The organism is Streptomyces sp. NBC_01428, assembly GCF_036231965.1.
In the GTDB taxonomy this organism is placed as follows: domain Bacteria; phylum Actinomycetota; class Actinomycetes; order Streptomycetales; family Streptomycetaceae; genus Streptomyces.
Genome location: NZ_CP109499.1, coordinates 4,363,465 through 4,376,168, shown reverse-complemented (window position 1 = coordinate 4,376,168; position 12,704 = coordinate 4,363,465). Strand labels below are relative to the sequence as shown.

7 protein-coding genes are annotated in these 12,704 nt (G+C 75.4%); 3 read left to right on the top strand and 4 right to left on the bottom strand.

Going from position 1 to position 12,704, the window contains the following annotated elements; translation table 11 throughout:
* Positions 1–233 precede the first annotated feature (233 nt).
* On the top strand, positions 234–1,091 hold the full coding sequence (locus OG406_RS18970; RefSeq protein WP_443067145.1) for a glycosyltransferase family 2 protein: 858 nt from the start codon (positions 234–236) through the stop codon (positions 1,089–1,091).
* A gap of 399 nt (positions 1,092–1,490) precedes the next feature.
* Complete coding sequence (locus OG406_RS18965) at positions 1,491–4,832, top strand: AfsR/SARP family transcriptional regulator (protein WP_329186802.1); 3,342 nt, start codon at positions 1,491–1,493, stop codon at positions 4,830–4,832.
* A gap of 430 nt (positions 4,833–5,262) precedes the next feature.
* On the opposite strand, the gene OG406_RS18960 is transcribed toward OG406_RS18965, so the two are convergent.
* The 3 genes from OG406_RS18960 to OG406_RS18950 form a co-directional block, all read right to left on the bottom strand.
* Positions 5,263–6,951, bottom strand: a complete 1,689-nt coding sequence (locus tag OG406_RS18960; protein ID WP_266847597.1) for a bifunctional 3'-5' exonuclease/DNA polymerase — start codon at positions 6,949–6,951, stop codon at positions 5,263–5,265.
* Between the two features lie 169 nt (positions 6,952–7,120).
* A complete protein-coding gene (locus tag OG406_RS18955) occupies positions 7,121–7,864 on the bottom strand; it encodes a Clp protease N-terminal domain-containing protein (protein ID WP_266847596.1) in 744 nt (247 codons plus the stop codon).
* A gap of 348 nt (positions 7,865–8,212) precedes the next feature.
* Complete coding sequence (locus OG406_RS18950; protein ID WP_329186800.1) at positions 8,213–10,336, bottom strand: ABC transporter permease; 2,124 nt, start codon at positions 10,334–10,336, stop codon at positions 8,213–8,215.
* A gap of 203 nt (positions 10,337–10,539) precedes the next feature.
* Here OG406_RS18950 and OG406_RS18945 point away from each other — a divergent pair, with 203 nt between their 5' ends.
* Complete coding sequence (locus tag OG406_RS18945; protein ID WP_329186799.1) at positions 10,540–11,688, top strand: DUF2786 domain-containing protein; 1,149 nt, start codon at positions 10,540–10,542, stop codon at positions 11,686–11,688.
* A gap of 254 nt (positions 11,689–11,942) precedes the next feature.
* Here OG406_RS18945 and OG406_RS18940 read toward each other — a convergent pair whose 3' ends face one another.
* Positions 11,943–12,500, bottom strand: coding sequence for a DUF4232 domain-containing protein (locus OG406_RS18940; RefSeq protein ID WP_329186797.1), 558 nt, complete (start codon positions 12,498–12,500; stop codon positions 11,943–11,945).
* Between the last annotated feature and the right edge of the window lie 204 nt (positions 12,501–12,704).

Sequence of the window (12,704 nt, the reverse complement as noted above, 5' to 3'; positions counted from 1 at the left end):
GGCGTTCTGACGGACCGTCACCTGTGAGTCCGGCGGGAAGATCCGCGAGACAGCGGGGTCCGACGGCGGACGTATGGGCGTAGACCAGGACGTACGCGCCGCCTGCTCGGGGGCGTACGTGAGGGGGCTTTCCGGTGAACGGCTAGCATCGCGGCACAGTTGTCGGCCGGGATGGGGTGGGTGTCGTGTCACAGGCGGAGGAGGGGCCGCGGATCGCCGTTGCCGTGGTGACCATGGGCAACCGCCCCGCCGAGGTCGACGCCCTGCTGACCTCCGTGGCCAAGCAGGATCTCGCGCCCGCCCGGATCGTGATCGTCGGCAACGGCTGCCCGCTGCCCGAGTTCGCCGAACGCCTCGGCCTGCCCGGCGAGGTGACCGGCATCGAACTCGACGAGAACCTCGGCTGCCCCGGTGGCCGGAACGTGGGCCTCGCCCGGCTGCGTGAGTTCGGGGACGTGGACGTGGTCGTCGAACTCGACGACGACGGACTCCTCGTCGACGGCGACGTCCTGCGCACGGTGCGCGACCTGTACGCGGCCCGGCCGCGCCTCGGCATCGTCGGCTTCCGCATCGCCGACGAGCAGGGCGAGACGCAGCGCCGCCACGTGCCGAGGGTCGGGGCGAAGGATCCGATGCGCGGCGGCCCGGTCACCGGCTTCCTCGGCGGCGGCCACGCGCTGTCCATGCCGATGCTCGCCGAGACGGGGGACTGGCCCGCCGAGTTCTTCTTCGCACACGAGGAGACCGACCTGGCCTGGCGCGCCATCGACGCCGGCTGGACCGTCCTCTACGAGCCCGGGCTGCTCCTCCAGCACCCCAAGACCTCGCCGGCCCGGCACGCCATCTACTACCGGGTCACCGCCCGCAACCGGGTCTGGCTCACCCGCCGCCGGCTGCCCCTGCCGCTCATCCCGGTCCACCTGGGCATCTGGATCGTGCTCACGCTCCTGCGGACCCGGTCGGCCGGCGGGCTGAAGGCCTGGTTCGGCGGATTCGCCGAGGGGCTGCGGCAGTCCGGCGGCGAACGCCGCCCGATGCGCTGGCGCACGGTCTGGCGTCTCACCCGGCTCGGCCGGCCGCCCGTCATCTAGGGACAACCGTCCGGATCCGGCCGGACAGCGCGGCGGATCGCGGACGCACCCGCCGGGCGGGCCCGCCCCGGACAGCCCGCGCACGCCCCGCGGGCGCCGGTGGAAGTCCGGCACACGACAGACGGAGGCCCCGGTCGCTCACCTCGACGACCGGGGCCTGCCACGTCCCGGATCCGGCCGCGGCGGCGACACTCCCCCGAGTTACGCGTAGTACGCGCGCACCGTCGGGCCAGATCCGATGAAGTGATCACATCAGGCCACACCAACGGATCGCTAACATGAGGCCAACGTTCCCGGGTGGGAACGGTCGGACGGCCGACGGGGGCCGCCGTCAGGGGACGCGAACGCGTCGTGGCGCGTGGTCACCGAGGCCGGGCGGGAAGGCAGTGGGGCGGTGTGATGCGGAACGGGCTGCGGTTCGGACTGCTGGGGCCGCCGGTCCTCCACGGTGCCGACGGTGAGGTCGTCCCGATCGGCAGCGGCAAGACCCGTGCCCTGCTGGCCGCACTCCTCCTCGAACCGGGCCGGGTCGTCTCCGTCGACGCCCTCAAGGACGCGCTGTGGGGCGGTGCGCCTCCCGCCTCGGCCCAGGCCTCGCTGCACAACCACGTGACCCGGCTGCGCCGCCTCCTCGACGATCCGGAACGGCTGCGCGCCGTACCGCCGGGCTATGTGCTCCGGGTCGCCGAGGGCGAGCTGGACGTCCGCCTCTTCGAGCGGCACGCCACCGCGGCGCGCGACGCGCACGCCGGACACGACGCCGAGCGGGCGCTGCGGGAATCCGCCGCCGCGCTCGCGCTCTGGCGCGGCACCCCGCTGAGCGGCCTGCCGCACGAGACCGGCGGGCACGCCCTCGTCCAGCGCCTGGAGGAGGCGCGGCTGCTGGTCCTGGAATGGGGGTACGAGGCGGAACTGCGCCTCGCGCCGACCGCGGCCCGGCTCGACGGGCTCGCCCCCGAACTGTCCTCCCGGATCGCCGAACATCCGCTCCGCGAGTCCTTCCACCGGCTGCTGATGCTCGTCCTGCACCGCACCGGACGCCCGGCCGAGGCCCTCGCCGTCCACCGTGACCTGCGGGCCCGCCTGATCGAGGAGCTCGGCATCGAACCGGGCCCCGCGGTGCGCGAGGCCCACCTGGAGATCCTGCGCGCGACGGACCGGGACGCGCACATCACCCCCGCCGCCGTGCGGACACCGGGGACGGCCCGCACGCGACCCGGGGACGGGAACCGCGCGCGCAGGCGTACCGGTGACACCGGCCGTGCCGATCACTCGGGCGCGCCGACGGGGGACGGTGACCGCACCGGCACGCGGACCGGGGACGCGGAGGGGACCGGCACGGGCTCCGGCACTCGTGCCGGCACCGAGGACGACGCCGACCGGGAGGGGCGGGCGCCCGCGCCACTGTCGCGCCCCGCCCAGCTGCCGCCGCCCCCGGCCCACTTCATGGGCCGCGTGGACCTCCGGGACCAGCTCGTCCGGATCCTGCGCCCGCAGCAGCCCGCCGCGTTCCCGGAGCCGCCACCCCGGTCCGGCGGCGGATGGCACCCCCACTGCACCGCCCCCGCCTCCACCCGCGTCACCGTGATCAGCGGCATGGCCGGCGTCGGCAAGAGCGCACTCGCGCTGCACGTGGCCCACGAGTTGAGGGAACGTTTCCCCGACGGCCAGTTGTACGTGAACCTGCACGGCGCCACCCCCGGCATGACCCCGATCACCGCAGGCCAGGCCCTCGCCGCACTCCTGCGCGACCTGGGTGTGGAACCCCGCCGCGTCCCCGAGAACGCCGACGCCGCGGCCGCGTTGCTCCGCTCGACCCTCGCACCGACCCGCACCCTCATGGTCCTCGACGACGCCGCCCACGCCGCCCAGGTGCGCCCGCTGCTGCCGGCGGGACCGGACTGCGCGGTGATCGTGACGAGCCGCTCACCGCTCACCGCCCTCGACGGCGCCCACCGCTTCCCGCTCGCCCCCCTCACGGACGAGGACAGCGCGGCCCTGCTCCGGGCCGTCTCCGGCCGCGAGGACGGCCTCGACAGCGGACACCCCCTCGTCGAACTCACCGGCCGGCTGCCCCTCGCCCTCCGTGTCGTCGCGGCCCGCCTCGCCGCACGCGGCGCCCTCACCCCCGACGCGCTGGCCGGTCAACTCGCCGCCACCGAAGGACGGTTGCATCACCTGGAGTACGACGACCTGAGCGTGCGCCGCTCCCTGGCCGTCGCGCACGACGCCCTGCGCGCCTCCGACCGCGAGGCGGACCGGGACGCGGCGCTCGCGCTGTGCCGGATCGGCGCGCTCGACCTGCCCGTCTACGGAGCCGCCCTGCTCGCCCGCCTCACCGGCACCGGCGAGCGCCGCGCCGAGGCCGCCCTCGACCGCCTCGTCGACGTCGCCCTCCTGGAGGAGACGGCCTACGGCCGCTACGCGCCCCACGATCTCGTACGGGACTTCGCCCGGGAGATCGCGGGCGCCGCGGAGTGCGTCCTCGCCATGAGGGGCCCGGTCCCGGACGCCGCCTCACCGCGCCCGGACGGCTCGGGCGCCGTCGTCCCGGCCCCCGAGCCGGGAGTGCGCGGACCGGACGGCCCGGGCGACCTTCCCGCCACCGCGACCGGCGGGCACGACGCGATCGTCGCCGAGCGTGCCCTGCGCTGGTACGCGGCGGTCGCCGCCCGGTCCCTGGAGGCGATCCTCGAACCCGGGCTCGACCGCGAGGACCGCAGCAGACCGACCGCCTCACAGCCCCCCGGGCACCCGGCGGACGTCGCGTCCGCACCCGCCTTCCGCTCGGCCCGCGAGGCGTTCGCCTGGGGCGACTCCGAGCTGGCCAACGCGGTCGCGCTGGCGGAGCGGTACGCCCGCACCTCCCCGTACGTCCCCCTGCTGGCCCGCATGCTCAACCCGTACGTCCAACGCAGCGGACACGTCGCCGAGTTGGAGCGACTCCAGCGGGCCGCGCTCGAAGGGGCACGGCTGCTCGCCGACGAGGCGGCCGAGGCGTACGCGCTCGGCGACCTCGGCGGGCTGCACTTCATGACGGGCCGGGCGGGCGAGGCCCTCGCCCTGAACGACGAGGCGCTCGCGATCTGGCGCCGCCTCGGCGTGCTGTCCTGGGTGCGCCGGGGCCTGAACAACCGGGGCATGCTCCTTGAAGGCCTCGGCCGCTACGACGAGTCCGGAGAGGCCCTGCTGCAGAGCCTGCGGTTCTCCCGGGAGCTCGGCGATCCGCACATGGAGGCCATCACCTACAGCCACCTCGGCAACCTGTACGAGCACAGTGATCCCCGGGCCGCCATCGACCACCACAAGCGCAGCCTCGCGATCGGCGAGGCGGTGCAGGACGTGATCATCCGGCACTCCGCGCACTGCAACATCGGCTACGCCCACCTCACGCTCGGCGAACCGGCCGCCGCCGTACCGCACTTCGAGGAGAGCCTGCGGGTGCTGGGCAGTCACGGCGACTGGCACGGGGAGTCGCAGACCCGGCTCGGCCTGGTCCGCGCCCTGCGCGGTGTGGGACACCGGGAACGGGCGGCGCGCGAGTGCGACCTGCTGTGCTGCCGCGCCGACCGCCGCGCCGACCGGTACACCGGCGGCCTCGCCCGGCACCAGCGGGGCCTGCTGCTGCGCCAACAGGGCGACGCCCGGGCCGCGTACCGCGAGTGGGCGTCGGCCCTGGAAGCCCTGGAGGACACGGACAGCCCGGTCGTGGGCGAACTGAGAAGGCTGCTGGCGACGTGATGCCGGCGGCCCGGAGGCGGGTCTGGAGGCGGCTCCGCCGGCGGCTCGACTGCGGGTGTCCGGCCGCCGGGTGACCGTTTCGCCCACGGGGTCCGCAGGGCCGCCGATCGCGGGACGACCGCCGGGGCCACCGACGGCGAGCCCGACGATCGCCTGCCTGTCGGCGGCGGGTGCGTGGTGGTCGGGCGAACGACGCCCGGTTCCCTGGCGCCGGCACCACCGACGGCCGGACCGGTGTCGCCCGACCGTCGAGCACCGACCGCCGAGCACCGCCCGGCCGGACGGCTGTCGGCTGACCGTCGGACCGTCCCGCTGTCATCGGCCCGTCCCACCGTCATCGGCCGGACCGCCGACCCTGGACGGATCAGGGTCCTTCACGGATGGCGTGGGTGGTTCGGTGCGGAGTGGTGGGTCGCGCCGTGCGGATCGGCTACTTGGCGTCCGCGTAGCAGCTGACGACCGCTGTCGTGAACGGGAAGCGGACCGGGGTCTCGCCGAAGGTGAGGCGGCCGGCGAGTTCGGCCGCGTCGCGGATGGCGGCCACGACGGCGTCGGCCTCCTCGGCGGGACAGTGCACGATCACCTCGTCGTGCTGGAAGAAGACCAGCTCGGCGGCGAGGCCCTCGCAGGTGCGGCGCAGCCCCGCCAGCATCAGCAGGGCCCAGTCGGCGGCGCTGCCCTGTACGACGAAGTTGCGCGCGAACCGGCCGCGGGCGCGGGAGTCGGAGGACGCGTACCCCGGCACCCAGCCCTGGCCGGCGGGGGTCTCGGCGGGATCGTCCTGCGGGATGCCCGCCTCGTCGCCGTCGTCCCGTGCTCCGGCGGCCGGGGGGCAGGTCCGGCCGAGCCAGGTCCGGACGAGCCGGCCCTCCTCGCCGGCGCGGGCCGCGTCGTCCACGTAGGCCACGGCCCGGGGGAAACGGCGGCGCAGGAGTGCGAGGTTCTTGAGGCCGTCGCCGGACGTCTGTCCGTACACCGCGCCGAGCACGGCGAGTTTGGCCTGGGCGCGGTCGCCGGAGAAGGCCCGGTCCGACACCGACTGGTAGAGGTCGCTCTCGCGGCCGGCCACCTCCATCAGGCCGGGGTCGCGCGAGATGGCGGCGAGGACCCGCGGCTCCATCTGGTCGGCGTCGGCGACGACCAGCCGCCAGCCGGGGTCGGCGACGACCGCCCGGCGGATCACCTTGGGGATCTGCAGGGCGCCGCCGCCGTTGGTCACCCAGCGCCCGGTGACGGTCCCGCCCGGGAGGTACTCGGGGCGGAAGCGGCCGTCGCGGACCCAGTCCTGGAGCCAGGACCAGCCGTGGGCGACCCAGATCCGGTACAGCTTCTTGTACTCCAGGAGGGGCTTCACGGCCGGGTGGTCGACGGACTCGATCTCCCAGCGCCGGGTGGACTTGACCTTGATCCCGGCCTGCGCGAACGCCTTGACGACGTCGGCGGGCAGATCGGGCCGGACGCGTCTGCCGAAGGCGGCGGAGATCTCGTCGGTCAGCTCGGCGAGGCGGCGCGGCTCACCGCCTCCGGTGTAGCGCTCGCCGAGCAGTTCGTGCAGGACGTCACGGTGGACGTCCGCGCTCCACGGGAGCCCCGACTGGTTCATCTCGGCGGCGACCAGCATCCCCGCGGACTCGGCGGCGGTCAGCAGCCGCATCCGCTCGGGGTGGGCGCCGGTGTCGTGACGCCGCTGCTGGTCGGCGTAGACGGCGAGGAGATCCGCGAGCGGCAGGTGGACCGGGCGCGGCTCGAAGAGGGAGGACTGCGAACCGGGCTCGGCGGAACGCTGCGGAGGATCCGGCGGCACGGGGCCGCCGCGCAGTCGTGCCAGCGCGGCGGCCGCCGAACGGGGCTCGCCCAGCCGCCCCTCGTGCCCGAGCAGCAGGGTCTCGGCGGCCTCCATGTCGTAACACCGCTCTACTCGCACCCCCGTGGCGAGCAGACGCGGATACACGTCGGCCGTCGAACGCCACACCCACCGGGTCACGTCCGGCCGGGTGCGCACGGCCTCGGTGAGGTCGGGCTCCCGGCGGACCGGCCCGGCGGGCAGCCCGTCCGGGCCGAGGGCTGCGATCTCCGCGCCGCCGTCCTCGGCCGGCGCGAGAGCCCAGCGCTCGGTCATGCCTCCGAGTCTCGCAGGGGGGTCTGACAACGCCGTCCGGCGACGCGACCAGCGGCTTCACGGCGCGCCTCCGCGGCCTCCCCGTGGGCCACTCGCACGGTCTCCCCGCACCTCTCCCCGCCATCCCCCCCCGCACGGTCTCCCCGTGCCGTCTCTCTACGCGGTCTCTCTACGCGGTCCCCTCGGGGGCCTGCTGCTGCCGCACGATCTCGTCGAGCAGGGCGACGATGTGGGCCTCCGCCGCCGCCTTGTCGACGCCCACGCTGCTGAGGACGCCCGTGCCGTTCTCGAACTCCAGCAGGGCGAGCAGGATGTGTTCGGTGCCGACGTAGTTGTGCCCGAGGCGCAGGGCCTCACGGAAGGTCAGCTCCAGGACCTTCTTGGCGGCCGGACCGTAGGGGACCAGTTCGGGGATCTCGTCGGCGGCGGGCGGCAGGGCGGCGGTGGCGGCCTCGCGGACGGTGTCGAGGGAGACGCCCTGCGCGGTGATCGCCCGCGCGGCGAAGGCGTCGGGCTCGCTGAGCAGGCCGAGGACGAGGTGCTCGGGAAGCCCCTCGGCGTTCCCCGCCGCCTTGGACGCCTCGTGCGCGGCCATGACCACCTTGCGGGCCCGTTCGGTGTAGCGCCCGAAGCCCTGACTGGGGTCCAGGTCCACCTCCGCCTTCGGCACGAACCGCTTCTGCGCGGCCTGCCGGGTGACGCCCATGCTCTTGCCGATGTCCGTCCAGGACGCGCCCGAACGCCGTGCCTGGTCCACGAAGTGCCCGATCAGGTGGTCGGCCACGTCGCCCAGGTGGTCGGCCGCGATCACCGCGTCCTGAAGCTGGTCGAGCGCGTCGCTGTGCACCTTCTTGATGGCGTCGATGAGGTCGTCGAGCCGTACGGATGCCTTGCCGGGTGGGTTCGTCGTCATGTGTCAACGCTAGGTTGACAGTGGGGGAGTGTCAACCCGAAGTTGACAGTTGGCCGGGGCGGTCACTGTCCTCCCGTGGATTCGGAGGGAATGTGCAGGACGGGATGTGCAGCGTGGGATGTGCACGCCGGAAAAATCGGTGACGGTCCAGACGCCGAAGTCGGCGGGGGCTCGGTGCCGACAACCGGCGCGCTCGGCAGCGGCGGCAACAGGCTGGCTCGTCGCCGTCCACCGGTGGGTGCCCTGCGACGGGGGAACTCCACCGCCGAGCCGCCGAGCCGCCGAGCCGCCGAGCCGCCGGTCCGCCGGGCCGCGGGGCCGCCGGGCCGCCGGTCCACCGGGGCTCCCTCACGCCCGTCGCCAGGCTCCCGCCACGGAGGCCGCCACCCCGATCGCGAGGCACACCGCGACGCATCCGGTCAGCGGGCCCCACGGCACCGTCACCGTCACGGGAGCCGACAGCCGGCCGAGGGCTCCCGCCAGTCCGGCGAGGTTGAGGCCGGCGACGGCGGCTCCGAGAGCCGCTCCGACGCCGACCGCCAGCGCCGCCTCGCCCGCGACCATGCCCAGCACCTGGCCCCGGGTGGCGCCCGCCAGGCGCAGGGACCGCAGCTCGGCGCCCCGCGCGGACGTCGCCATGAGACAGGTGCCCGCGAGGGCGATGCCGGCGTAGACGAGCGCGATACCGAGAACCACCAGGAACCCGAGCCGGGTCTGCGCCCCGGAGCGCGGTCCGGTCGCGGCCAGCCATTCCGCGGCCGTCCGCACGGTGCCGCCGGAGGCGCGCAGCGCGCTCGTCACCGCCCCCGGATCGGCCCCGGGCCGCAGCCGTACATCGAGGCGGTCGACGTGGGCCCCCGGCGCGTTGGCCGCCGTCACATAGGCGCCGTTGTCGCCCGTGCCCCGCGCCAGCACGGCCACGATCCGCAGTCGCGCGGGCCGCCCGTCGCCGAGCCGGACGTCGGCCCAGGAGTCGACCGCACCGTGCCGCCACTCCCCGTCGACGACGATCGACCGGTCGTCGAGATCGCGCACGTCCCCCGCGACCACCGGCAGCCGGGTCACCGCCGCGAACGCCGCCACGTCGTCCACCGCGCGCGCCTCCGAGCGTACGAGCGCGGTCCCGTCCTCCCGTGTGAAGACGGCCGTCGACGCGGTTCCGGACACCGTCGCGCCGGGCACCCGCACCGGTCTCAACCGTTCGCCGGTGACGACGAGTTGAGCCGCGGTCCGCTCCCGTGCCTCGGTGGCGCGAGCGCCGGTGACCGTCGCCGCCGAACCCAGCAGCGATCCGGCCAGCGCGACCGTCACCAGGGCCGGCGCGGCCACGGCGGCGGTGCGCCGGACGGACCCGGCGGCGTTCGCGCGGACCAGGACGCCGTACGCGCGGGGCAGCCGCCGCAGCGGAAGCAGCCGGACGAGCGGCCCGACCAGCGCCGGTGCCAGCACGGCGACCGCCGTGACGAGCACCATCGGCTGGGTCGCGTAGGTCTTGCGCTTCAGCAGGGCCGCCGGGTCCGCGTACAGCGTCCAGGCCGTCAGGCCGAGTCCGGCCGTCAGCAGGACCGCCCCGGCCACCCGCCGCGATGCGGGCATCACCCCCGTGTCGACGGACGCCTCCCGCAGCGCCTCCAGAGGGCCGGTCCGTCCGGCGCGCCGAGCCGCCGCCCACGCACCCGCGAGCGCCACCAAAACCCCGACACAGAAGGCGACTTCATACGGCCAGTGCGTCCCCGGCCGCAGGGCGAACCAGGGTGGCGCCACCTTGCCGTCCACCAACTCCCGTACCAGCGTGGGCGCGGCGGCGCCGCCCAGCGCGCAGCCGAGCGCGGAGGCCATCAGGCCCACCGCGAACGCCTCCCCGAGCACGGTCCGCCGGACCTGCCCGGGCAGCGCCCCCGCGAGCCGCAGCAGCCCGAACTCCCTTCGCCGCAGGGCCACCACGAACGCGAACGTCGACGCCGTCACGAAGACCGCGACGAAGGCCGTCACCCCGGCCGCGGTGCCCAGCAGCGCGTCGACCCCCACCAGGGCCTCGGCGTCCCGGGCGGCGGACGGGTCGGCGAGATGCCGGTCGTCACCGGTCAGGACGCGGCCCCGGTCGCCGACGAGACGCCGTACGGCCGGGGCGGGCGCGTCGACGCCGACCGCGTCGCGGGCCGCGCCGTCGGTGCGCACCCGCCCCAAGGTCCGCAGTTCGGCCAGGAGTTCGCCGTCCACAGGGTGTGGATGGGCGAGTGGCTTCGACACCCGGGCCGTGTCCGGGCCCCGTCGTACCTCCATCGTGACCGTGTCCCGGCCCAGGACCACGACCGGCGAGGCCGCGAAGCGGGTCGGCGGCCGCGGGGGCGCGTCGGTCGCGGCGGCCAGGCCGAGCCCCATCGCCGTCATCACGGCGACCCCGAGCGCGACGGCGACGAAGCAGCCGAGGAACGAGGGCCACCGCGCCCGCAGGGACCGCAGGCTCAGCATGGCCGGCTTCCCGCAACGGCGGGGGCCGGCGTTCTGCGCGGCGGCGCGTGCGGCCGGGGGGCGGCGGTGGTCCGTGCGGCGGTGAGTGTCATGGCTCCAGCGAACCGCCCGGCGGCCGCCCGGGCACGACCACCAGGGGGCGTCCCGGGGGTGGGGCAGGCTATACCCCGAGGGCATCGCCCGGCCCGTGAAACGATCGGAGCATGAGTACGTCCAGCACCGTGGAGCGCGCCTTCGAGGCCGCCCTCTACGCCGACTCCGACGCGGCCCTCGACACCGGCGCCTCCCTGCTCGCGGCCGACCCGGCGTCCGACGCCGAACTCGCGCGGCGAGGGCGGGAGTTCGTCACGGCGGCCTGGCGGCGCGGCTGGCAGCCCGCCGACGTCGTACGGCTCGTACGGCGCGACCTGGACGACCTCCACGTACGCCTGGTCACCTCCCTGATCCTCCAGGAGCAGGGCGGCGACGGTTCACCGTGGGGCGCGCGCTGGGCCGCGCAGCTCGACGAGCTGGCCGGCACGCCGCACGAGGTCCGCACCGACCGTTTCTCCCACGCCACCGCGGCCCTGGAACTCTGCCGTCTGCTCCTGCGCCTGCCGTCCATCGAGCCGCTGGAGACCCCGCACACGGCGGCTCCCGCCTCCGCCCCGCGCGAGACGCGCATGCTCAGCCGTATCCGCGCCCTCCTCGCCAAGGCGGAGGCGACCGGCTTCCCGGAGGAGGCGGAGGCGCTGAGCGCCAAGGCGCAGGAGCTGATGGCGCGGCACAGCATCGACGAGGCGCTGCTCGCGGCCCGGACCCACGCGAAGGACGGGCCCGGCGCCTGCCGCATCGGTGTGGAGCCGCCGTACGAGACGGCCAAGGCGGTGCTCCTGGACGCGGTGGCCGGGGCCAACCGCTGCCGCGCCGTGTGGAACGACGCCCTCGGTTTCTCGACCCTGGTCGGTTTCGAGGCCGACCTGGAGGCCGTCGAACTCCTCTACACCTCGCTCCTCGTGCAGGCCACGGGGGCGATGGCCAAGGCCGAGGCGGCCCAGCGGGCGGGAGGGCGCAAGCGTACGAAGACCTTCCGGCAGTCGTTCCTCGCCGCGTACGCGCACCGCATCGGCGACCGGCTCGCCTCGGTCGCCGAGGGGCAGGTGACCGCGACGGCGGGGGAGCTGCTGCCCGTGCTCGCGGCCCGTGACGTGGCGGTGGCCAACCATCTGGACGAGATGTTCCCGCAGACCGTGACGACCCGGATGCGTGGAATCACCGACGAGGCCGGCTGGCACGAGGGCGCCGCAGCAGCCGACCGAGCCCAGGTCGCCCCCCACCCCCACCTCCCGAAAAACCCCGACCACCCCCGATGAACCCCCGGCCCCTACGGGGGACGGGGGACGGCTGACGGACGGCCTGCTGTTGTCGTTGAGGGGCGCGGGGAACTGCGCGACAAGCCCCCACCGGGGGCCGGTGGACGGACGACCGGCTGCTGTCGTTGAGGGGCGCGGGGAACTGCGCGCCAAGCCCCCACCGGCCGGGTGGGGGCTCGACTGCCGGGCGCCGGCGCCGGCGCCCGGCGCTGACGCGAACGCTGACGCGAACGCTGACGCGAGAGCGGCCGCGCTCAGTCCCCGGCGTGCTGGAACGGCGTCACCGTCGCGTTCGGCGCACCCGCCGCCCCCTTGCCCGCCACCGGGCCGTAGGACCAAGGGAAGTCCTGGGTGGCACCGCCGCCGGGGAGGCCGATCGTCAGGGTCTTGGCGGCGAGGCTCTTCGTGTCGCCCTCCGCGCCCCGCACGTAGGTGATGGTGAAGGACGCGGTGTCCCCCTTGGCGAGGGTCAGCTCCTCGGGCTGCGCGGAGTCGTCGGCGCCGATCTCCGCCGCGCTCCCGGCCGCCGCCTTCACGGAGAGCCGGGGCACACCCTTCAGCGTGCAGCGCGCACCCTTGTTGGTGAGGGTGACCGGGACGTTGCCCGTGTCCCCGGCGGCCGTCGCGGCGTTCGCGGGGCCGACCTGGAGACCGGCGTCGCCGATCGCGCAGGCCGCGGTGGCGGCCTGCGTCGCGGCACCGGAGCCGGCCGGGTCCCCGGACTTCCCGGAGCCGCTGGAGCCGCCGTCGTCGCAGGAGGTCAGGGCGAGGGCCGCCGCGAGGACGGTGACGGCGATGGGCAGAGCGCGCATGGGTTCCCCTGGGGGTCGGAACGATGTGCATGGATCATCACGCACGCGGGTCCGCCGATGTCGCGCACCCCTCACCGTTCACCCGACCGGGACCGTTATCGCCCGTTTCTGCCCGCGGACCGCCCGGGCACCGACCGAATCGGCCCCTCCGGCCGCCGAACGGGACCGGCCGGGCGCACGGGAGGGGCCGCACGCCCCGCGTCA